General features: G+C 64.7%; 23 protein-coding genes. 7 read left to right on the forward strand and 16 right to left on the reverse strand.

Going from position 1 to position 21,717, the window contains the following annotated elements:
- Positions 1 to 459, forward strand: coding sequence for a D-aminoacyl-tRNA deacylase (gene dtd / locus QCE83_RS01505; protein WP_309807208.1), 459 nt, complete (start codon positions 1 to 3; stop codon positions 457 to 459).
- Positions 460 to 472: 13 nt separating this feature from the next.
- On the forward strand, positions 473 to 1,123 hold the full coding sequence (locus QCE83_RS01510) for a histidine phosphatase family protein (RefSeq protein ID WP_309807209.1): 651 nt from the start codon (positions 473 to 475) through the stop codon (positions 1,121 to 1,123).
- Here QCE83_RS01510 and ruvB read toward each other — a convergent pair.
- The 9 genes from ruvB to QCE83_RS01555 all read right to left on the reverse strand — a co-directional run bounded on the left by ruvB (position 1,120) and on the right by QCE83_RS01555 (position 10,683).
- Positions 1,120 to 2,181, reverse strand: a complete 1,062-nt coding sequence (gene ruvB, locus QCE83_RS01515; protein ID WP_309807210.1) for a Holliday junction branch migration DNA helicase RuvB — start codon at positions 2,179 to 2,181, stop codon at positions 1,120 to 1,122. The genes QCE83_RS01510 and ruvB overlap by 4 nt on opposite strands.
- Before the next feature lie 65 nt (positions 2,182 to 2,246).
- Positions 2,247 to 2,828: a Holliday junction branch migration protein RuvA gene (gene ruvA, locus QCE83_RS01520; protein ID WP_309807211.1), complete on the reverse strand. Its 582-nt coding sequence runs from the start codon at positions 2,826 to 2,828 to the stop codon at positions 2,247 to 2,249.
- Positions 2,829 to 2,863: 35 nt separating this feature from the next.
- Complete coding sequence (ruvC, locus tag QCE83_RS01525) at positions 2,864 to 3,406, reverse strand: crossover junction endodeoxyribonuclease RuvC (protein WP_309807212.1); 543 nt, start codon at positions 3,404 to 3,406, stop codon at positions 2,864 to 2,866.
- Between the two features lie 101 nt (positions 3,407 to 3,507).
- Positions 3,508 to 5,073, reverse strand: coding sequence for a bifunctional phosphoribosylaminoimidazolecarboxamide formyltransferase/IMP cyclohydrolase (gene purH / locus QCE83_RS01530; RefSeq protein WP_309807213.1), 1,566 nt, complete (start codon positions 5,071 to 5,073; stop codon positions 3,508 to 3,510).
- A 64-nt stretch (positions 5,074 to 5,137) separates the two neighbouring features.
- A complete protein-coding gene (locus QCE83_RS01535) occupies positions 5,138 to 5,371 on the reverse strand; it encodes a Fis family transcriptional regulator (protein WP_008351548.1) in 234 nt (77 codons plus the stop codon).
- Positions 5,368 to 6,462: a tRNA dihydrouridine synthase DusB gene (gene dusB / locus QCE83_RS01540; RefSeq protein ID WP_309807214.1), complete on the reverse strand. Its 1,095-nt coding sequence runs from the start codon at positions 6,460 to 6,462 to the stop codon at positions 5,368 to 5,370. Before dusB ends, QCE83_RS01535 begins: the two co-directional genes overlap by 4 nt.
- A 216-nt stretch (positions 6,463 to 6,678) precedes the next feature.
- Positions 6,679 to 7,896: a UbiH/UbiF/VisC/COQ6 family ubiquinone biosynthesis hydroxylase gene (locus QCE83_RS01545; protein WP_309807216.1), complete on the reverse strand. Its 1,218-nt coding sequence runs from the start codon at positions 7,894 to 7,896 to the stop codon at positions 6,679 to 6,681.
- A 12-nt stretch (positions 7,897 to 7,908) separates the two neighbouring features.
- Positions 7,909 to 9,297 carry an aminopeptidase P N-terminal domain-containing protein gene (locus tag QCE83_RS01550; protein WP_309807217.1) on the reverse strand — a complete coding sequence of 463 codons (1,389 nt, stop codon included), beginning with the start codon at positions 9,295 to 9,297 and terminating at the stop codon, positions 7,909 to 7,911.
- A gap of 81 nt (positions 9,298 to 9,378) precedes the next feature.
- Positions 9,379 to 10,683, reverse strand: a complete 1,305-nt coding sequence (locus tag QCE83_RS01555; protein ID WP_309807218.1) for a class I SAM-dependent RNA methyltransferase — start codon at positions 10,681 to 10,683, stop codon at positions 9,379 to 9,381.
- Positions 10,684 to 10,865: 182 nt separating this feature from the next.
- Between QCE83_RS01555 and QCE83_RS01560 the strand changes: the two genes are divergently transcribed.
- Both QCE83_RS01560 and QCE83_RS01565 read left to right on the forward strand, forming a co-directional pair.
- The gene (locus QCE83_RS01560; protein WP_309807219.1) at positions 10,866 to 11,309 is read left to right on the forward strand and encodes a hypothetical protein; all 444 of its coding nucleotides are present in this window, start codon (positions 10,866 to 10,868) and stop codon (positions 11,307 to 11,309) included.
- Between the two features lie 13 nt (positions 11,310 to 11,322).
- Complete coding sequence (locus QCE83_RS01565; protein ID WP_309807220.1) at positions 11,323 to 11,922, forward strand: hypothetical protein; 600 nt, start codon at positions 11,323 to 11,325, stop codon at positions 11,920 to 11,922.
- Positions 11,923 to 12,013: 91 nt separating this feature from the next.
- On the opposite strand, the gene QCE83_RS01570 is transcribed toward QCE83_RS01565, so the two are convergent.
- The 3 genes from QCE83_RS01570 to QCE83_RS01580 are packed head-to-tail and all read right to left on the reverse strand — an operon-like array spanning position 12,014 to position 14,936.
- Positions 12,014 to 13,456 carry an NAD(P)(+) transhydrogenase (Re/Si-specific) subunit beta gene (locus QCE83_RS01570; RefSeq protein WP_309807222.1) on the reverse strand — a complete coding sequence of 481 codons (1,443 nt, stop codon included), beginning with the start codon at positions 13,454 to 13,456 and terminating at the stop codon, positions 12,014 to 12,016.
- Entirely contained in the window at positions 13,457 to 13,777 is a 321-nt protein-coding gene (locus tag QCE83_RS01575; RefSeq protein WP_309807223.1) for an NAD(P) transhydrogenase subunit alpha, read from the reverse strand. It lies immediately after the preceding gene.
- 13 nt (positions 13,778 to 13,790) lie between these two features.
- Positions 13,791 to 14,936, reverse strand: a complete 1,146-nt coding sequence (locus tag QCE83_RS01580) for a Re/Si-specific NAD(P)(+) transhydrogenase subunit alpha (protein WP_309807224.1) — start codon at positions 14,934 to 14,936, stop codon at positions 13,791 to 13,793.
- A gap of 244 nt (positions 14,937 to 15,180) precedes the next feature.
- Here QCE83_RS01580 and QCE83_RS01585 point away from each other — a divergent pair, with 244 nt between their 5' ends.
- From QCE83_RS01585 to QCE83_RS01595, 3 genes are all read left to right on the forward strand, one after another.
- The gene (locus QCE83_RS01585; protein ID WP_309807226.1) at positions 15,181 to 15,663 is read left to right on the forward strand and encodes an NUDIX hydrolase; all 483 of its coding nucleotides are present in this window, start codon (positions 15,181 to 15,183) and stop codon (positions 15,661 to 15,663) included.
- A 91-nt stretch (positions 15,664 to 15,754) separates the two neighbouring features.
- Positions 15,755 to 16,888: a tRNA 2-thiouridine(34) synthase MnmA gene (gene mnmA, locus QCE83_RS01590; RefSeq protein ID WP_309807227.1), complete on the forward strand. Its 1,134-nt coding sequence runs from the start codon at positions 15,755 to 15,757 to the stop codon at positions 16,886 to 16,888.
- A gap of 172 nt (positions 16,889 to 17,060) precedes the next feature.
- Complete coding sequence (locus tag QCE83_RS01595) at positions 17,061 to 17,618, forward strand: TetR/AcrR family transcriptional regulator (RefSeq protein ID WP_309807228.1); 558 nt, start codon at positions 17,061 to 17,063, stop codon at positions 17,616 to 17,618.
- Between the two features lie 288 nt (positions 17,619 to 17,906).
- On the opposite strand, the gene QCE83_RS01600 is transcribed toward QCE83_RS01595, so the two are convergent.
- From QCE83_RS01600 to QCE83_RS01615, 4 genes are all read right to left on the reverse strand, one after another.
- Positions 17,907 to 18,518: a glutathione S-transferase C-terminal domain-containing protein gene (locus QCE83_RS01600; protein WP_309807229.1), complete on the reverse strand. Its 612-nt coding sequence runs from the start codon at positions 18,516 to 18,518 to the stop codon at positions 17,907 to 17,909.
- 114 nt (positions 18,519 to 18,632) lie between these two features.
- Positions 18,633 to 19,364 (reverse strand): PqiC family protein, encoded by a 732-nt coding sequence (locus QCE83_RS01605; protein ID WP_309807230.1) that lies wholly within the window; start codon positions 19,362 to 19,364, stop codon positions 18,633 to 18,635.
- Complete coding sequence (locus QCE83_RS01610; protein WP_309807231.1) at positions 19,361 to 21,079, reverse strand: MlaD family protein; 1,719 nt, start codon at positions 21,077 to 21,079, stop codon at positions 19,361 to 19,363. The genes QCE83_RS01605 and QCE83_RS01610 overlap by 4 nt, the downstream gene beginning before the upstream one ends.
- Complete coding sequence (locus QCE83_RS01615) at positions 21,072 to 21,707, reverse strand: paraquat-inducible protein A (protein ID WP_309811372.1); 636 nt, start codon at positions 21,705 to 21,707, stop codon at positions 21,072 to 21,074. The genes QCE83_RS01610 and QCE83_RS01615 overlap by 8 nt, the downstream gene beginning before the upstream one ends.
- Between the last annotated feature and the right edge of the window lie 10 nt (positions 21,708 to 21,717).

The raw sequence follows: 21,717 nt of genomic DNA on the forward strand, positions 1-21,717 counted from the left end.
ATGATCGCGCTGATCCAGCGGGTCCGGCGCGCCGACGTGCGCGTGAACGAACGCGTGACGGGCGCGATCGAAGCGGGCCTGCTAGCGCTGGTCTGCGCCGAGCGCGGCGACAACGAAGCCGCCGCGGACAAACTCCTCGCGAAAATGCTGGCGTATCGCGTGTTCAGCGATGCCGCCGGCAAGATGAATCTGCCCGTCTCCAACATGGATGGCGCGGGGCGTGCGGGCGGCGTGTTGCTGGTGTCGCAATTCACGCTGGCCGCCGATACCTCGAGCGGCCTGCGCCCGAGTTTCACGCCGGCCGCGCCTCCGGACGAAGGCAAGCGGCTCTTCGACTACTTCGTGACGCAGGCGCGCGCGAAGCATCCGATCGTCGAGACGGGCGAGTTCGGCGCCGAGATGCAGGTGTCGCTCGTCAACGACGGTCCGGTCACCTTCTGGCTGCAAGTGCGGCCCTGATATCAGGAAGCCTATGACGACGCAGGTCCTCTTCATTCGACACGGCGAAACCGACTGGAATCGCCTCAAACGCATTCAGGGACACGTCGATATTCCGCTGTCGGCGCACGGTGTGCAGCAGGCGGAGCAGTTGGGCGCGCGGCTTGCCCGTGAAGGGCGACTCGATGCCGTGTATTCGAGCGATCTGCAACGCGCGCGCCAGACCGCGCAGCCTTTTGCCGATGCACTCGGACTCGAGATTCGTTTGTCGGAAGGACTGCGCGAGCGTTTCTTCGGCGCGTTCCAGGCGCACGACAGCGACGAGATCAACGAGAAATTCCCCGCCGAATATATCGAATGGCAGACGCGCGATCCGGGCTTCTCGCCGCCCGGCGACGGCGAATCGCAGCGTGTGTTCTATCACCGCGTGGTGCATGCGATGGAGCCGATCGTGGCCGCGCATGCCGGCGGCCGGATTGCGGTGGTCGCGCACGGCGGCGTGCTGGACTGCATCTACCGGTTCGCGATGAAACTGCCGTTGCAGGAGCCGCGCAACTGGCCGCTGCTTAATTGCAGCATCAACATCGTGGATTACAGCGCGGACGGCGCTACCGTGGTTTCGTGGGGTGACGTCGCGCATCTTTCCACCGATACCGACGACGACAACCTCCGCAAACGCGCCTAGCCGTTATTGGCGTCCCACATGTCGCGCACCGGACCGGCGTCGGGCGCGACGAGCCCGAAGTGGCGATACGTGAGCATCGTGGCCACGCGTCCGCGCGGCGTGCGCTGCAGGAAGCCCTGCTGGATCAGATAAGGCTCCAGCACGTCCTCGATGGTGTCGCGTTCTTCGCCGATGGCCGCCGCCAGGTTGTCCACCCCGACCGGACCGCCGTCGAACTTGTGCAGGATTGCTTCAAGCAGCTTGCGGTCCATCAGGTCGAAGCCGACCGGATCGACGTCGAGCATTTTCAGGGCTTTGTCGGCGACGTCGGCGGTGATCATGCCGTCCGCTTTCACTTCGGCGTAATCGCGCACGCGCCGCAGCAGGCGGTTGGCAATCCGCGGCGTGCCGCGCGAACGCTTGGCGATTTCGAGCGCGCCTTCATTGACGATATCCGCCTTCAGCAGCGACGCCGAGCGCGCGACGATACGCGCCAGCTCGTTCGCGTTATAGAACTCCAGCCGCGACACGATGCCGAAACGGTCGCGCAACGGATTCGTCAGCATGCCCGCGCGCGTAGTTGCGCCGACCAGCGTGAACGGCTGCAAATCCAGCTTCACGCTGCGCGCGGCCGGACCTTCGCCGATCATGATGTCGATCTGGTAATCCTCCAGCGCCGGATACAGGATTTCCTCGACGACCGGCGAGAGCCGGTGGATTTCGTCGATGAACAGCACGTCGTTGGCTTCGAGATTGGTGAGCAACGCCGCGAGGTCGCCCGCGCGCTCCAGCACCGGCCCCGAGGTCTGCCGCAGATTCACGCCCATTTCCCGCGCGATGATGTGCGCAAGCGTGGTCTTCCCGAGGCCCGGCGGCCCGAACAACAGCACGTGATCGAGCGCTTCGGAACGCCGCTTGGCGGCTTCGATGAAGATTTCGAGCTGCCCGCGCGCCTTCTCCTGCCCGATGTATTCGTCCAGCTTGTGCGGGCGCAAAGCGCGCTCGAACGCTTCCTCGTTGGGCGAGACGGGCGAGGCCGAGATGACGCGTTCGGCGGCGAGTTTGTCGGTTTCGATCATGGTCCGATTGTACAGCGAGCTTTTGCGCGGCGAAGCTGGCCGGATGGCCTAGGAAGAATCCCGCTTTACGCCTTCGACAACGCCTTCAACGCCAGCTTGATGCCTTCCGACACACCCGTTCCGGCCGGCACGTTCTTGATGGCGGCGAGCGCTTCCTTCTCGGAATAACCGAGCGCGAGCAGTGCATTGAGAATGTCCGACGCGTGATCCGACTGCGAAGCGGCGCTCGCCATCGCGCCGAGATCGGCGCCGAGCTTGCCTTTCAGTTCGAGCAGCAGGCGCTCGGCAGTCTTCTTGCCGATGCCCGGCACGCGCGTCAGGCGCGCGGCGTCCTGGGTCGTCACGGTCTGCGAGAGTTCGTGCACGCTCATGCCGGACAGCACGGCCAGCGCCATGCGTGCGCCAATGCCGCTGATCTTCAGCAATTCACGGAAAGTGGAGCGCTCCTGCGCCGTGAGAAAGCCGTACAGCAGATGCGCGTCTTCACGGACGATCATCTGCGTGAGCAGCACGACCTTGTCGCCGGTGTTCGGCAGGTTGTAGAACGTGCTCATCGGCACGTCGATTTCATAGCCGACGCCATTGCAGTCGACGAGCAGATGCGGCGGATTTTTTTCCAGCAGAACGCCGGCGATGCGACCGATCATGGATATCTATGCGTGTGAGGTGTTCTAGCCAATTTCTAGCCAATAAGCCGCCCGCGACGGACACGGAGGCCTTTCTTCGCGAGCCCCGGCGCAATCTCGCCCAGCGTCGCGAGCCCGCCGCCGCCGTGCGCGTGACAGATGGCCATGCCGAGCGCGTCGGCGGCGTCGGTGCTCGGCACGCCCGTGAGGCTCAACAGGCGCACGACCATCTGCTGCATTTGTTCCTTGGTCGCGCGGCCGTAGCCGACCACGGCCTGTTTCAGTTGCAACGCGGTGTATTCGGCGACCGGCACGCCGCCTGCCACCAGCCCGCAGATCGCGGCGCCGCGCGCCTGACCCAGCAGCAGCGTGGATTGCGGATTGACGTTGACGAAGACCTTCTCGACGGCCGCCTGATCCGGATTGTGCTGCGCGATGAGCGTCGAGATGCCGCTGAAAATGGTGTTCAGGCGCGAGGGCAGGTCGGCATCGGCGGTCTTGATGACGCCGCTCGTCACGTAGCTGAGCGTATGTCCGTGCTTCTCGATGATGCCGAAGCCGGTCACGCGCAAGCCGGGGTCGATGCCTAGGATTCTCATTCGTTCGCGATGCGGGTCGTCGACCGGGTAGTCGATATCAAAAAGGCCTGTTTGCGCCGTGTGGTGCGCAAACAGGCCCATCTTAATGGAAGCGTCCGGATTTAATGGCGGAAATGACGCGTGCCGGTGAGGATCATCGCAATATTGTGCTCGTCGGCGGCGGCGATCACTTCGTCGTCGCGCATCGAGCCGCCCGGCTGGATCACGCAGGTTGCGCCCGCATTCACGACCACGTCGAGGCCGTCGCGGAACGGGAAGAACGCATCCGACGCCACGGCCGAGCCGTTCAGCGTCAGGCCGGCGTTCTGCGCCTTGATGCCCGCGATGCGCGCCGAGTCCACGCGGCTCATCTGGCCCGCGCCGACGCCCATGGTCATGCCGTTCGCGCAGAATACGATGGCGTTCGACTTGACGAACTTCGCGACGCGCCACGCAAACATCAGGTCGTCCATTTCCTTCGGTGTCGGGTGGCGCTTCGTCACCACGCGCAGTTCATGCGGCTGCACGTTCTTCGCGTCCAGTGACTGCACCAGCAGACCGCCGCCGACACGCTTCAGATCGAACGTGTTGTGACCGTCGCCGAGCGCGATCTGCAACAGGCGCACGTTCTGTTTCGCGGCGAACACCGCGCGCGCCGCGTCGCTGAACGACGGCGCGATCAGCACTTCGACGAACTGCTTCGCGACTGCCTGGGCCGCCGCTTCGTCGACTTCGCGATTGAACGCGATGATGCCGCCGAACGCCGAGGTCGGATCCGTCTGGAACGCCTTCGCGTACGCTTCGTTCGCGTCCGCGCCGAGCGCCACGCCGCACGGGTTCGCGTGCTTGATGATCACGCAGGCGGGCGCGTCGAAGGTCTTCACGCATTCCCACGCCGCGTCCGAATCCGCGATGTTGTTGTACGACAGTTCCTTGCCCTGCAACTGCGTGTAGTTGGCGAGCGCGCCGGCCGGAACCGACAGATCGCGGTAGAACGCGGCGCTCTGGTGCGGGTTTTCGCCGTAGCGCAGGTCCTGCACCTTCTCGAATGCGAGGTTGAACGTGGCCGGATACGTGTTGCGGCTCGAATGCTTCAGCTCTTCGGTCAGGCTCGTCAGGTAGTTCGTGATGGCGCCGTCATACTGCGCGGTGTGCGCGAACACCTTGGTGGCCAGACGGAAGTTGGTCGTGTAGCCGACCGTGTTGCCGTTCGCGCGCATTTCCTCGAGCACGGTGTCGTAGTCGGCCGGGTCGACTACGACAGTCACGTCGCGATGATTCTTCGCCGCCGAGCGCAGCATGGTCGGCCCGCCGATGTCGATGTTCTCGATCGCGTCTTCCAGCGAGCACTCTTCCTTCGACACCGTCTGCACGAACGGATACAGGTTCACGACCAGCAGGTCGATGGTCGGAATCTCGTGCTGCTCCAGCGCGGCCATGTGCTCGGGCAGGTCGCGGCGGGCGAGGATGCCGCCGTGCACTTTCGGATGCAGCGTCTTCACGCGTCCGTCGAGCATTTCCGGGAAACCGGTGTAGTCGGCGACCTCGGTGACGGGCAGGCCCGCGTCGGCGAGCAGTTTCGCCGTGCCGCCGGTCGAGAGGAGCTTGACGCCGAGCGCCGACAGCGATTTCGCGAAATCGACGATGCCGGATTTGTCGGAGACGGAAAGGAGCGCTTGCTTGATCATGATGAACACTGAAACCGAGAAAAAAGAACCAGGCCGGACCGAGGCGGCGCCTCGGTCCGAAGAATCAAATCAATCCGTGCTGCTGCAGCTTTTTGCGGAGCGTGTTGCGGTTAATGCCGAGATATTCAGCCGCGAGCGACTGGTTTCCCCCGGCCTGCTCGAGCACCACTTCCAGCATCGGTTTTTCCACGCACGAGATCACCATGTCGTAGACGTCGTGCGGATTGGAGCCGTCCAGGTCCTGAAAATAGTTGTCGAGGCTCTGGCGGACGCATTGTTCGATGTTATGTCTGCTCATGCGGCAATCAGTCGGTCTGTCGTGTTGTTGAGCCCGCCGCACGATTCTTCTTCGGCTGCGCCGTCCGCTTCCCCGGCCTCGTCCACATAGACGAGACGGTCGGACAACGCCTTTTGTGCGTCGAAGAATTCGTTGACTGCGAGCAATTGTTCTTTGGTCGTGTCCAGCGTATTCATCCGGTGCCGGAAGGTGTTGGCGCCGGAAAGGCCGCGAGTGTACCAGCCGATATGCTTGCGCGCCGTCCGAACGCCCGTGAATTCCCCATAAAAGGCGTAGTGATCTTCGAGGTGCTCGTTCATCACCTGCTGGATCTCGATGATGCGCGGCGGCGGCATGTGCTCGCCGGTCTTCAGGAAATGTTCGATTTCGCGAAACAGCCACGGGCGGCCTTGCGCGGCGCGACCGATCATGATGGCGTCGGCGCCAGTGAGGGCGAGCACGTCGCGGGCTTTTTGGGGCGTGGCGATGTCGCCGTTCGCGACCACCGGGATCTTCACCGCGGCCTTCACGGCGGCGATGGTTTCATATTCCGCATCGCCCTTGTAGAGATCGGCGCGGGTGCGGCCGTGCACGGTGAGCATGGCGATGCCCGCGTCCTGCGCAATTCGTGCAATGGTCAGCGCGTTCTTGTTGTCGCGATTCCAGCCGGTGCGGATCTTGAGCGTGACGGGCACGGCGTCGGGCCCCACGCCGACCGCCTGCACGACGGCTTCCACGATGCGCGCGACCAGCGGTTCGTTCTGCAGCAGCGCGGACCCCGCGGCCACGTTGCAGACCTTCTTGGCCGGGCAGCCCATGTTGATGTCGATGATCTGCGCGCCGTTCGCGACATTGTGTCGCGCGGCTTCGGCGAGGATCTGGGGATCAGCGCCGGCGATCTGTACGGAGATGGGTTCGACCTCGCCCGCGTGATTGGCGCGGCGCATGGTCTTTTCGCTTTTCCACAACTGCGCGTTCGACGCGACCATCTCCGACACCGCATAGCCCGCGCCCATGCGCTTGCAGAGCTGACGGAACGGGCGGTCGGTGACGCCTGCCATCGGGGCGACGAACAGGTTGTTGCGCAGAACGTGTGAACCAATGGTGGGCATGAAGGCTCGGGCATCCGCATGGCAGAGTCCGGCCGATGGCGGCCGCAAACGCGTCTGGCGGAGGCAATGTCACAGAAGGGGAAACGCGTATTTTAACGCGAAGCGCGTGCTGAATTTAAGGGCAATCGCGTGCAAGTCATTAAATCTTCTATGAAAGAACGCGCGTTCATAGAGGATAAGTCGATCGCATGACGCAAGCGATTGCCTTTGGACGGGCTAGCGGCGCTGACCGAACATCATCTGGCGGGCGAGCGCAGTTTTTACCGGCGGCAGGAATTCGAGCGCGGTGAGCGCGAGCCCGCGCATGGCCGCGAGCGGCGCGAAGTCGGACGTGAAGAGGCGCGCGAGGGTGTCGGTGGCGCCGATGGTCAGGCGCCGGTCGAGCGCGCGGCGCTGCGCGAAGCGGGCGAGGGCGAGCGGGCGCGGGCCGTCGGCGGAAAGCGCGTCGGTGAGCGCGAGCGCGTCGCGCAGGCCGAGATTCAGCCCTTGCCCGGCGACCGGATGCAGTGTCTGCGCGGCATTGCCGATGGCGACGGTGCGCTGGTCGACCAGCACCTCCAGCGCCGAGAGACCGAGCGGAAACGCGGCACGGCTCGCGATGCGCGTGAACCGGCCCATGCGCGTACCGAAGGCCGCGCCGAGTTCCGTGAGAAAGCTGGCTTCGTCGATTTGCATGCGGCGCGCGGCTTCCTCGGGCGTGCAGCACCAGACCAGCGAGTAGTCTGCGTGGCGCGGGCCGCCACACGGCAGCAACGCGATGGGGCCTTCGTTCGTGAAACGTTCCCACGCGACGTTCGGGCGCGGATCCGACACGCTTACCGTCCCGACGATGGCTGTCTGACCATAGTCGCGCGCGCGACGCTCGCCGGGCGTGCTGATTTCGCTCGTCTTCTCGGTCTTCTCGTTCTTCTGGTAAAGCCCGCCTTCGGCGTTGACCAGCACTTTCACGCGGATCGCGCGTTCGCCGTCCGCCGTTTGCAGCGGCAGGGTGATGCCGTCGTTGTCCTGGAGCGGCGCGAGCGCGGCGGTGTCGGTGAGCCAGTGAACGGGCGTGGCGCGCACGGCGGCTGCCAGCGCGCTGACCAGCGAACCGTAGCGCACCACGTAACCGAGTTCGGGGAGCGCGTGCTCGTCATGCTCGATCAGCGTGCGGCCGAAATGCCCGCGCTGCGACACGTGAATGCGGCGGATGGACGTGGCATCGCCGGGGAAGCCGAGCGGCTGGAGCATGACGCGGCTGCCGTGCGACAGCGCGAGCGAGCGCGGATCCTGTACGGCGGCTTCGGGCGTGCGTGCGTCGATCAGCGCGATCGACAGCCGCGAGGTTGCGCTGCGCCGCGCGAGCCAGCCCGCGAGCGCAAGCCCGACCGGCCCCGCGCCGACGATGGCGATGTCGTAGTCGAAATGCGGTGTGACGGCTTGAATGTCGCTCATGGCCGATCCGGGTCAGGATGCGCGCATCAGCGCTTCGATTTCATCGGCGGCGACCGGCACTTCGCGCGTGATCAGCTCGCAGCCGGTGTCCGTCAGGATGGCGTCGTCCTCGATGCGGATGCCGATGTCCCAGTAGCGCTCGGGCACGTCGCCGGACGCGCGCACGTAGAGTCCCGGCTCGATCGTGAGCGCCATGCCGGGCACCAGCGTGCGCCAGGGCCGCGCGCCTTGTTCGTCGAGCGGACCGCCGGCCTCGCGATACTCGCCCGCGTCATGCACGTCCATGCCGATCCAGTGCCCCGTGCGATGCATGTAGAAGGGCGCATAGGCGCGCTGGGCGAGGACGTCGTCGAGTGAGCCGACCTTCGTCTTGTCGAGAATGCCGGTGTCGAGCAGCCCTTGCGACAGGACCTTGAGCGCGGCCTGATGCGGTGCGTCGAAACTTGCGCCGGGACGCGTGGCCTCGACGGCGGCGGCTTGCGCGGCGAGCACGATGTCATAGAGCTCGCGCTGCGCCGGCGTGAAGCGGCCGCCGGCGGGAAAGGTGCGCGTGATGTCGGACGCGTAGCCGTCGAGTTCGCAGGCTGCGTCGATCAGGATGAGATCGCCCTCGCGCGCGATGGCGTTGCCCGCCGGGTAATGCAGCACGCAGGCGTTCGCGCCCGCCGCGACGATCGAGCCATACGCCGGCGCCTGGGCGCCATGGCGGCGGAACGTGTAGAGCAGTTCGGCTTCGATCTCAAATTCACGCATGCCGGGACGGCACGCTTGCATGGCGCGGCGATGCGCTTCAGCGGAGATGGACGCGGCGCGGCGCATGATGCCGATTTCATGCTCGTCCTTGACGAGGCGCATTTCGTCGAGCAGCGGCAACAGATGGTGCACGGTTGCCGGGGCGCGCACGCCGCTGCGGCCCTGCGCGCGGACTGCCGCGAGCCAGCCGCGCACTTGCGCGTCCAGTTCCGCCGAGGTGCCGAGCGCGTAATGCAGCGCGGGTGAGTCCGCGATCAGGCGCGGCATCTCGTCGTCCAGCGCGGCGACCGGCAGCGCGGCGTCCAGGCCGAACGCGTCAAGCGCGCCTTCGGGGCCGAAGCGGAAGCCTTCCCAGGTTTCCCGCTCGGCGTTCTTCTCGCGGCAGAACAGGATGGATGCGGGCTCGCCGTCCTGCGCGTCCGCGTCGAGCACGAGGACTGCCTCGGGTTCGTTGAAGCCCGTCAGATAGTAGAAGTAGCTGTCGTGACGGAACGGGTAGTCCGTGTCGCGATTGCGCATGACTTCCGGCGCCGTGGGCAGGATGGCGATGCCGCCACCTTGCGCGCGCAATGCCGCGAGCACGCGCTCGCGACGGGCGCGATACACGCCGACGGCAATGGGCTGGACGAGTTCGGTGAGAGAGTTCATGCGCCGATTGTAGCGCCGGCTTCGCGCCGGCGTGACTCGGCCATTCGGCCTATTGCGCCGTCGCGAGGCCGCGGGGCATGCTTACTCGTCAGCGGGACGATTGCGCACGCTTCCGGCAATCAGGTCGAAGCGGAACAGGCGGCATTCGAGCGCGCCGTTGAAGAGCGGCGTCTTGGTGGATTCGCGCAGGCGCAGCAGGCCGGGCAGCTTGCGGTCGGACGTGAGCACATAGGCGCGCCAGCCGGGGAAGCGCTGCTTGAGCGCGTTGCCGAAGTTGATGAAGAACTCGGTGTCCGCGGGATCCGGCTGGGCGCGTGCGAAGGCGTCTTCCTCGTCGCGGCGGCTGCGCGGCGTCTCGCGAATCTCGCCGCGCGGACCGCGGCCGCGCACTTCGATACGCTCGCCGTACGGCGGGTTGGCGAGCAGGATGCCGGGGGCATCGGTGGGCGGCACCATGTTGCGGGCATCCACCTGCTTGAGCGACAGGTTGGAGACGCCCGCGCGGCTCAGGTTGGCGCGCGCCTTCTCGAGCATGTCGCCGGAGATGTCGCTGCCGAAAATGTTCAGCTCGTTCTGTGATGCGCGCGCGGCGCGGCGTTGTTCGGTCGCGGCCTGCTTGAGCTTCTGCCACATGCCCGGATGGAAGGGCTTGAGCTTCTCGAAGCCGAAGCGCCGCTCGCTGCCCGGCGCAATGCCGAGCGCGGTTTGCGCCGCTTCGGCGAGGAACGTGCCGCTGCCGCACATCGGATCGAAGAGCGGTGTGCCCGGCGTCCAGCCGGTCAGGCGCAGGATGCCCGCCGCGAGGTTTTCACGCAGCGGCGCCGCGCCCTTGTCGAGCCGCCAGCCGCGTTTGAAGAGCGGCTCGCCCGAGGTGTCGAGATACAGCGTGCATTCGTTCAGCGTGAGGAACGCGAACACGCGCACGTCCGGCTGCGCGGTGTCGATGCTGGGGCGCGCGCCCGCCACGTCGCGCAGGCGGTCGCAAACGGCGTCCTTCACGCGCAGCGTGGTGAATTCGAGGCTTTTCACCGGCGACTTGATGGCGGTGAGATCGACACGCATGGTCTGGCTCGGCGTGAACCAGTTCTCCCAACGCTGCCGGTGCGTCAGTTCGTAGATGTCATGTTCGTTGCGATACGGGCCTTGCGCGACCTTCAGCAGCACGCGGCTGGCAATGCGCGAATGCAGATTCGCGGCCATGCCGGCAACCCAGCCGCCGCGGAAATGCACGCCGCCCGGCACCTGGGCGCCGACGGTCAGCGCGCCGCCGCCCGAGAGCGGCGCAGCGGACACATGCCGTTCCCCGATCTCCGTGAGTTCGGCGGCAAGCGGTGCTTCAAGACCACGCGGGCAGGGGACGAACCAGTCGAAGAGAGGGGAGGACATGAGGGCAGCGTATCGATCATTCAAACCGCGCATTGTACGCTGGCCGTCTTGCAATTCGGACTAAGTGACTTGTGGGGCGGGTGCGCGGAGGGATATTGTCGGGATCGCTTGGGGGCGGGGATTTGTCGAACTCAACCGAAGAGAGTAGTTATGCGAAGACAGCAGTCAACCCGAATTGAACCATGCTCATTGTCACTTTCTACATTGAAGCAGTCAGCTTGTTGGCCGTTGAGAGGGACGTCCACTTGAACAAGCATGAACTCGAGCTCCAGCGGCTCACGCTCAGTTCAGTGAACCTCCGGGAGTGGTTAGGTTTGGCGAGACATATCATCACCGTGATCGGCCTGATTTGGTGCGCGCGCCTGATGTTCGCCGGGATTGAGAACATTTCCACGGCCAATCCCGAGTCGCTGAAGGCGCTTGCTCGCGTCGTGGAACACATGCATCTCGGCAGCCTGATGGGTTACCTGGTTGCTGCCATGACCGGAGTCGGCTGGTTTGTCGAACGCACCGGCAAGAAACGAGCAATCCGCAAGCTTGGCGAGAGTCGGCGGCAACTGGAATGTGATGATCCCTGCCGCTCAAGCAGCGGGTTGACGGCAACGGGCGAGACGCCCATTCGATAGAAAGGTGATGACAATGCAGATGTTCCTGCTTGGATTGGGCTTGCTGCTGTTCATGAGCGTGTGGCACTACGCGTTGCGGAGGAGCATTCTCGATCATTACCGGGACCAGCTTTTCGACTTGCGCGACGAACTGCGCGAAACGTACTTGCTGCGCGGCTGGGACCTGAACAGTCCGCTGTACGCGCGGCTGCGCCGACTCGCCAACGGCTACCTGCGGTCTACCGAGGCGTTTTCGTTGATCCCGTTTCTGTATCTGGAGATCCGGATTCGAGCCAACCCCCCACTGTTCAGCGCAATGAGAACCGGCCTCGAGCAGCAGTTGGATGTTGAGGACGAGGCGCTCAAGGGGTTCGTCGTCGATTACCGCAGGCGTGCGTTCGACATCATGTTGAGGTACATGATCAATGGCTCGCTTCTCATGGTCTTGATCTACTCCGTGATGGTGTACCTCACGACGATCCGTACATTGCTTCGCTCACTTCACAAGGGCGCGTTCCAATGGGCGAGGCGGACAGTCGCCGAATGGTTCTTCACGAAAGATCTGGTCGAGGAGCATTCGTATCGCCTGGGCACGCAGCAGCGCGTCGAAGGTACGTACAAGCCCGCATCCTGATTGCTCGTGCGCCCTGCTCCAACAAAAAGGGCCCGCATTCCGCGGGCCCCCCGTCACGACTCCGGCATGCATCCTCATCCGGCAGTGGACATCACTCCACCGCCTTCATCATGTCTTCCACCACCTTCTTCGCGTCCCCAAACACCATCATCGTCTTGTCCATATAGAACAGCTCGTTATCGAGGCCGGCATAACCCGCCGCCATCGAGCGCTTGTTCACGATGATCGTCCGCGCCTTGTACGCTTCGAGAATCGGCATCCCTGCGATCACGGATTTCGGATCGGTCTTCGCGGCCGGATTCACCACGTCGTTTGCCCCCAGCACCAGCACCACGTCCGTCTGACCGAACTCGCTGTTGATGTCCTCCATCTCGTGGACCATCTCGTAAGGCACCTCGGCTTCCGCCAGCAGCACGTTCATGTGCCCCGGCATGCGTCCGGCCACCGGGTGAATCGCATAGCGCACGTCGATACCCTTCTCGACCAGCTTGTCCGTCAGTTCCTTCAACGCATGCTGTGCGCGCGCCACGGCCAGACCGTAACCCGGCACGATCACCACGCTCTCGGCGTTGCCGAGCATGAACGCGGCGTCATCGGCGGAACCGGATTTCACCGGCCGCTGCTCCTGCGCTCCGCCTGCCGCAGCGCCGCCCGCTTCGCCGCCGAAGCCGCCCAGAATCACGTTGAAGAAGGAGCGGTTCATCGCGCGGCACATGATGTACGACAGGATCGCGCCCGACGATCCCACCAGCGAGCCCGCGATGATCAGCATCGGATTGTTCAGCGAGAAGCCGATGCCCGCCGCCGCCCAGCCCGAGTACGAGTTGAGCATCGACACCACCACCGGCATGTCCGCGCCGCCGATCGGGATGATGATCAGCACGCCCAGCGCGAACGCGATGAGCGTCATGATGATGAACGGCAGCCACGATTCGGTGAGCATGAAGATCACGCCGAAGCCGATCATCGCGATGGCCAGCAGCAGGTTGATCAGATGCTGCCCCGAGTACACCACCGGCGCGCCCTGGAACAGCCGGAACTTGTACTTGCCCGAAAGCTTGCCGAACGCGATGACCGAACCCGAGAACGTGATCGCGCCCACGAACGTGCCAATGAACAATTCGACGCGATTGCCATACGGAATCGGCTCGCCGAGCGGCGCGAGGCCGAACGCGGCGGGCTCGGCGACGACGCCGTAGGCAATGCACACCGCCGCCAGACCGATCAGCGAGTGCATGGCTGCGACGAGCTCGGGCATCTTCGTCATCTCGACCTTCGCCGCGATGTACGCGCCCGCGCCGCCGCCCACGATCAGCGCGACGAACAGCAGCGACAGGCCCAGCGCGAGATTCGCTTCGAGGAAGGCGGCCTGTTTCACGATCAGCGCGAGCGTCGTGAGAATGGCGATCGCCATGCCCGCCATGCCGAACGTGTTGCCGATGCGCGCGGTCTTCGGGTTGGACAAGCCTTTCAGCGCCTGGATGAAGCACACCGAGGCGACGAGATACAGGAGGGTGACGACGTTCATGCTCATTTACGCGCCCTCCTTGTGCGTGATCTTCTTCGGCTCCTTCTTCTTGAACATTTCGAGCATTCGCCGCGTGACGAGGAAGCCGCCGAACACGTTCACCGCCGCGAGCAGCACCGCCAGCGTGCCGAAGAACTTGCCGGCCACGCCGACCGTCAGGCCCACCGCGAGCATCGCGCCGACGATGACGATCGCCGAGATCGCGTTGGTCACGGCCATCAGCGGCGTATGCAGCGCGGGCGTGACGTTCCACACCACGTGGTAGCCCACGTAGATGGCCAGCACGAAGATGATGAGATTGATCACCGTGTGATTGATGACGTCCATGTTCGTCTCCGTGTCAGGCCGGGGCGCGGGCGGGCTGACCATCGCGGCACTGGAGCGTGGCCGCGACGATGTCGTCCGCGAGGTCGATGTTGAGCGTGCCTTCCTTGGTCAGGATCAGCTTCAGGAAGTCGAGAAGATTGCGGGCGTAGAGCGCGGAGGCATCGGCGGCGACCATCGACGCGAGGTTCGTATGGCCGACGATATGGACGCCGTGTTTCATCACCACCTGATCGACTTCGGTGAGCGGGCAGTTGCCGCCTTTGCGGCCTTCGAACTCGGGGCCGCGTCCGGCGGCGAGATCGACGATCACCGAACCCGGCTTCATGTGCTTGACCGTTTCGACGGACAGCAACGTCGGCGCGGGACGGCCCGGGATCAGCGCCGTCGAGATGACGATGTCCGCCGCCTTGGCGCGCTCGTGCACCTGCGCCGACTGCCGCGCGAGCCAGCTCGGCGGCATCGGGCGCGCATAGCCGCCGACGCCCACCGCCGCCTCGCGTTCCTCATCGGTTTCGATCGGCACGTCGACGAACTTCGCGCCCAGCGATTCGATCTGCTCCTTCACGGCCGGCCGCACGTCCGACGCCTCCACGACCGCGCCTAGCCGCTTGGCCGTCGCGATGGCCTGCAGGCCCGCGACGCCCGCGCCCAGCACGAGCACGCGCGCGGCTTTCACGGTGCCGGCGGCGGTCATCAGCATCGGCATGAAGCGCTGGTAGTACTGGCAGGCCATCAGCACGGCCTTGTACCCGGCGATGTTCGCCTGCGATGACAGCACGTCGAGACTCTGCGCGCGCGTCGTGCGCGGCGCGGCTTCGAGCGCGAACGCCGTCACGCCCGCCGACGCGAGCCGCGCGGTGTTGTCGGTATTGAAGGGATCGAGCATGCCGATGAGCACGGCGCCCGGTTTCAGCATCGCCAGCTCGCTTTCGGACGGCGACTGAACCTTGAGGACGATCTCGGCGGAAAAGGCGGCGGCGGCATCGACGAGATCGGCGCCTGCCTGGGCGAAGGCGTCGTCGATATAGCTCGCCTGCAAGCCCGCGCCGCTCTGCACCGAGATCCGGTGCCCCTGTGTGACGAGCTTCTTGACCGTTTCGGGCGTGGCGGCGACGCGCGCCTCGTTCGCCCGCGTTTCAGCGGGTACTCCGATATGCATCTTCGAATCCTCCTGTCTTTGTGCCGTCTCTTGCCCGTGGGCAGGGCTGGAACGACCAAGGCCGAGTCTTGTTTCAAATGCTGGAATGGACGGCTCTCGCCACTGTAACCGAAGAACGCCCGCGCAAATATCCGATCCGGCACTTGTTACTGATTATGGTCATCAGCGCTTACCCTTAGGCGTTCAGGGCCGTCTGCCAGGCGCGGCAGGCGTAATCGATCGCGTGACGGTAAAATAACGGACCATGAAATCAGACACTTGGGCGCCTCACGTGACGGTGGCGGCGATCGTCGAGCGCGACGGACGCTTTCTCGTCATCGAGGAGCACACGTCGGCAGGGCTGCGAATCAACCAACCGGCCGGTCATCTCGAAGCGGGCGAAACGCTCGTTCAGGCGGTCATCCGCGAAACCTTCGAGGAAACCGCGCATCGCTTCGAACCCGAGGCGCTGGTCGGCGCGTACATGACGCACTTCCAGCGGCCCGACGGCGACGTCACGTATCTGCGCTTCACGTTCTGCGGCAAGTCGGCGGGCGAAGAGGCCGGACGCGCGCTCGACGAAGGCATCGTGCGCGCCATGTGGCTCACCGCCGACGAGTTGCGCGCGTCCGCCGGGCGGCATCGCACGCCGATCGTTCTGACGTGTCTCGAGGATTACCTGTCCGGGCGGCGCGTGCCGCTCGATTTCATTCATACGCATTCGGTCGCGCCGGCGCTGCGGGCTTGACGCCTTTCGCAGCGGCGCCAGATTCAGAACCGCCCCGGGCGGTGCACTTCCCGCACGTCTTCGGCGCTGTGCGGGTCAACGCGGTATCCCTATGAGCAAGCAAAGAGTCGTGGTGGGCATGTCGGGCGGCGTGGATTCGTCGGTGACGGCGTGGCTGTTGAAGGAACAAGGCTACGAGGTGGTCGGCCTCTTCATGAAGAACTGGGAAGACGACGACGACGGCGAATACTGTTCGACGCGGCAGGACTGGATCGACGTGGTGTCGGTCGCGGATCTGATCGGCATCGACGTCGAAGCGGTCAACTTCGCCGCCGAGTACAAGGACCGCGTGTTCGCGGAGTTCCTGCGCGAGTATTCGGCGGGCCGCACGCCCAATCCCGACGTGCTGTGCAACGCCGAGATCAAGTTCAAGGCGTTCCTCGACCACGCGATGTCGCTCGGCGCGGAGTCCATCGCGACCGGTCACTACGCGCGCGTGCGCGAACGCGACGGCTTGTTCCAGCTGCTCAAGGCCACGGATTCGACCAAGGACCAGTCGTACTTCCTGCATCGGCTGAATCAGGCGCAGCTGTCGAAGACGCTGTTTCCGCTCGGCGAGATCCCGAAGACCCAGGTGCGCGAGATCGCGGCCCGGATCGGTCTGCCGAACGCCAAGAAGAAGGACTCGACCGGCATCTGCTTCATCGGCGAACGGCCGTTCCGCGACTTCCTGAACCGCTATCTGCCGACCAAGCCGGGCCCGATGAAGACGGCCGAAGGCAAGCTTGTCGGCGAACATATCGGGCTTGCGTTCTATACGCTCGGTCAGCGCAAGGGCATCGGCATCGGCGGCGCGAAGGACGGCAGCGGCGAGCCGTGGTTCGTCGCCGGCAAAGATGTGGCGAGCAACACGCTGTACGTCGTGCAGGGCCACGACCATCCGTGGCTGCTGTCGCCGGCGCTGGTCGCGGGCAACACGAGCTGGGTCGCCGGCTTCGCGCCGGACGAAGGCGTGGCGTGCGGCGCCAAGACGCGCTACCGGCAGCAGGACGCCGCATGTCATTTCTCACGCGCCGACGACGGACGCTTCGAGCTCCGTTTCGACGACGCGCAATGGGCCGTCACGCCGGGCCAGTCGGCCGTGCTCTATCAGGACGACGTCTGCCTGGGCGGCGGCATCATCGAACAGGCATCGATGGGGCATGAACCATCACAGACGGCTGCCGTTGCTGCGGGTGCGCGCTAGGCTTTCCAGCTGCGCTGTGATCGCAAGCCCTGACTCCGGTCAGGGCTTTTTATTTCAAAAATTGACACTTCACCGCGTTACGTTTCAGAAAAAACTTTTTTTGATACAAGTGCTTGACCGTCTATCTAGCGATAGATAAGTTAAACGGGTCGCTGGCCAGGCCAAACCTCAAATGGACAAGAACACCGTACGCGAAGCGCTTCTGGAACACGCTCAGACTCTGCTGATGACGCGCGGCTATAACGCGTTCAGTTATCGCGATCTGGCGGAATTGGTCGGCGTGAAGACGTCGAGCATTCACTACTACTTCCCGGCGAAGGAAGATCTCGCGCTCGAAGCGGTGAACGCCTATAGCGCGGACCTGATGTCGTCGGTGTACGCCATCGACAGCTCCGCGCCCGCCGACAAGAAGCTCGACCGCTACGCCAAGGTGTTCGGGCGGATCCTCGGCGGCGGCAATCAGATTTGCCTGTGCGGCATGCTGGCGGCGGATATCGAATCATTGCCGGACAAGGTGCGGCAGGCGGTACAGGCGTACTTCAAGGCGAACGAGAACTGGCTGGCGAAAGTGCTGGCCGAGGGTGAGGCGCAGGACACGCTCGATGCCGGTGGAAAACCCGAGGCCGCCGCGCGGACGCTTTACGCCGCGTTCCAGGGAAGCTTGCTGGCAAGCCGTCTGTTCCAGGTACGGGCGCGTCTGGAGGAGATCGCCGATTCGGTACGGCGGTAGATAAGCCTGTGGATAACCCTGTGAAAAACACAGGAATCGGGCGCTGATTGTCTATCTTTGGATAGATAGATTTTGGCGGGCCGGAACACGCCGGCGGTCTTCCGAAACGGCCTGACGGGATTCACGCGCAATTCATGCGAAATTCGTGCGTATTTTGTCGTCATCCGGCATGCCGATACGTCGAAGGTCTGTCTCACCTGTCGGCTTGAGAAAGCTTACGTCTATCTAGTAGTAGATTTAAATTGAAACGCCCCGCGCTGCATCTTCATGCAGGCGGAGGTGAACGGGTCAGACCGGCACCGTGTCGATGAACGACTGCCGCTGCGACAAACGCGCGTAGTACTTGTCGAGACTCGGATGGGCGTCGCGCCAGTTCAGATCGGGCAAGCGCAGGTCGAGATAGCCGAGGGCGCAGCCGCACGCGATATCAGCCAGCGTGAAGCGATTCGCCGAACACCACTGCTTGGAACCCAGACCGCGCGACATCGCGCGCAAGCCGTCGTCCACCTTGTGCCGCTGCCGCGCGATCCACGCTTCGCTGCGATGCTCTTCCTCGCGCAACACGCCTTCGAGGCGGATCAGCACGGTGGCGTCGAGCATGCCGTCGGCGAGGGCTTCCCAGCAACGCACTTCGGTGCGCTCACGACGCTCCTGCGGGAGCAGTTTGCCGACGGGCGTCAGGGTGTCGACGAATTCGCAGATCACACGGGAATCGAACACGGCATCGCCGTCGTCGAGAAGCAGGCAGGGCACCTTGCCGAGCGGATTGAAGTCGTGGATTTTTGTGCCGGCTGCCCAGACATCTTCGAGAACCAGTTCGCAATCGATCTTTTTCTCTGCCATGACGATTCGTACCTTGCGGACGAACGGGCTGGTGTGCGAACCGATTAGTTTCATCATCTTGTCTTCGCGTGGCTGCGTGTTTCGGGCGACGATGATCTTAACCGGGCGACCCCGCGCCCCATGCCAGATTCGGCGCGCGTGTCGTCTGTCGACAACACGGCGCGCCGGGGCTCACGACGCGCTGGCCGTGGCCGGCGCGCCCGACGACGGACAGGGCGACAGCGGCGCCTTCGCGGGCCGGGCGACGACAGCGGACTTGCCTTTCGCCGCAACGCCCGATGCCGCCGATGCAGCCGATGCACCCGTAGCAGCCGGCGCATCAGGCGGCAGCGAAGCCACGCTGCGCATGCCGGCCGAGATGGCCGAAGCCAGTTCGTCGACGGCCTTGCGATGTCCGTCCACCAGCGCGTCGTAGCCTGAGCCCACGGGTTCCTGCGCAACGGTCCGGCACGTCAGCACGTTCGACGACCCCGCGGCGCGCACGCTCCAGACCGCGTCGAGTACGGCGCGCTCGCCGGGCCACGACTCGAAGCGCTGCACGTTGACCTTCACGCGATACACCGGCACCGACTCCGGATGCGGCGTGTTGTAGACGTCGATGGCGCCGAGCTGCTGGGTGAGATCGGCGGACAGCGCACGGCGCACTTCATCGGACGGCAGCGAGGACCAGCGATCCTGTTCCAACACCTGGACCTGCGCCGGGCTCGTCTGCACGACCAGCTGGTTGCGCGTGACCTGCTGCGGCATGTCGACGGGCGCGAGTTCGAAATAGAACGCGACGGGCGACGAAGGCACGGGCCGCGCCTCGCCGCCGGCGAGCGTATAGAAACGGCTCGTCGGCGAGGCGCAGGCGGCGAGCATGCCGGCCGCGCCCAGAGTCAACATCAACGGGCCGAACTTCATGGTTTGTCTCCCGATTTACCGCGCAACAGCGATTCCGGATGGCGTTCCAGATAATCCGCGAGCGCATTGAGCGATTGAAGCGTGCGCGTGAGTTCCTGCATGGCCTGGCGCGTGTCCGATTGAATCGGCGAATCGGATTGCAGCGTGGCCTGCGCCGCGCTGAAGGTCTTCTTCGCTTCGTCGAGCGTGCCGCGCATGTCTGGCAGGACTTCCTTGTCGAGCTTGTCGAACAGCGCGTTGGCGTTCTTCAGCGAGCCGTTCAGATTGTTGCCGATCTGGTCGAACGGAATCTTGTCGATCTTGCGCGCGATGTCGGCAATCTGCAGTTGCAACTCGTCAAGCGTGTTCGGCACGGTTGGCAGCTCGATCGGATCGTTGCTGGCGGACACCTGCGCCGGCGGCGCCTTCGGGAAGAAGTCGAGCGCGACGTACAGCTGGCTCGTCAGCAGGTTGCCGGTGCGCAACTGGCCGCGCAGGCCGCGCTTAACGAGCAGTTCCAGCATGTCCTGGCTCGCCGACGATCCCTGTTCCGGCAGCGCCTGCTTGGCGCGCTTGCCGAGCCGGTCCGGATACAGGTCGATGGTCACCGGCATCATGAACGCATGCGTCTTCTGATCGTATTGCACGCCGATGCCCGTGACCTGGCCCAGCACGATGCCACGGAAATCGACCGGTGCGCCCACCGCGAGACCGCGCAGCGACTGATTGAAGTTCATCACGACATGCACGGCTTGCCCGTCCGGATCGCGCATGGCGTCGGACTGGTCGGAGGCGAGGCGGAAGGTGGCGTTGTTCTGCGCCTGCGGCCCGGACTGCTGGTTGGCCGGCGTCTGGAAGGCGATGCCGCCGAGCACGACCGTCGCGAGCGATTGCGTGTTGAGCGTGAAGCCGCTCGAATCGAGGCGCAGATCCACGCCGCTCGCATGCCACCAGCGCGAATTCGTGCCGACATACTGGTCGTACGGCGCGTTGACGAACACCTGCAAGGTGACGCCGGTGCCGTCCTTGTCGAGCGAGAACGCCGCGACCTGACCCACCTGCACGCGCCGGTAGTAGACCGGGGAACCGATGTCGAGCGAGCCGAGCGATTCGCCGTGCAGCGTGAAGGTGTGGCCCTTCTGGTCGCCGGTGACGGCGGGCGGCGTCTCCAGGCCGACGAAATAGCTCTGGTCTTCAGTGGACTTGCCCGCATCGACGCCGATGAACGCGCCGGACAGCAAGGTGGACAAGCCGGTCACGCCGCTCGCGGCCACCCGCGGACGGACGATCCAGAAGCGCGTGTCCTTCACGGCGAAATCGGTGGCTTCCTTGGTGAGCTGCACGTCGACGAGCACGCGCGAATGATCCTTCGACAACGTGATGCCTTTGACCGTGCCGATATCCACGTCCTTGAACTTCACCTTGGTCTTGCCGGTTTCCAGGCCTTCGGCGCTAGCGAAGCTGATGGTGACCGTCGGTCCGCGGCTCGACACCGTCTTGACGACCAGGATCACGCCGATCAGCGCCGCGACGAGCGGAATCACCCAGACGAGCGAGGGCAGCCAGCGGCTGCGCGGCTCGATCACGGGCTCCGGAAGGTTCGGCGGCAGGCCGCCGCCTTTACTGGCACCTGCGCTGCCACCTGCGCTGCCACCTGCGTTGCTACCTGCGCCGGCGCCGGTGTCGGCGGGCGGCGCGGGCTGCTTCGGGTCGTTCGGACCTTGGGCACTAGTCATGTTTCTTTCCTGACGGTTCGATGTTGTCCCACATGAGGCGCGGGTCGAATTGCATGGACGCGATCATCGTCAGCACGACGACCGACGCGAACGCGAGCGCGCCCGGTCCCGGCGTGATGACGGCGAGCGACTTGAAGCGCACCAGCGCGATGGTGAGGGTGATGACGAAGACATCGAGCATCGACCAGCGCCCGATGCCCTCGACGATGCGGAACAGGGTGGTGCGCTGCCGCGGCCGCCAGGTGGAACGGCGCTGCACGCTGATGACGAGGAAGCTGAGGGTCGCGAGCTTGAGCATCGGCACGAGAATGCTGGCGATGAAAATCACCGCCGCCAGCGGATAGTCACCGTCGTTCCAGAAGAGCGCGACGCCGCTCATGATGGTGTCGTCCTGCGAGCCGAGGATCGACGACGTGTGCATGATCGGAAACAGGTTCGCCGGAATATAGAGGATCGCGGCGCTGATGAGCAGCGCCCACGTACGTGCGATGCTGTCCGGATGACGCCGGTGCACGACGGCGTCGCAGCGGGTGCAGCGCTGTTTCTCGATGGTGTGCGCGAGCGGCTGCACGAGTCCGCAGGCGTGGCACGCCACGACCTGCGCGCGCGATGCCGTGGTGTAGTGGATGGCGGGCGGA

The organism is Caballeronia sp. LZ034LL (genome assembly GCF_031451215.1).
GTDB lineage: Bacteria > Pseudomonadota > Gammaproteobacteria > Burkholderiales > Burkholderiaceae > Caballeronia.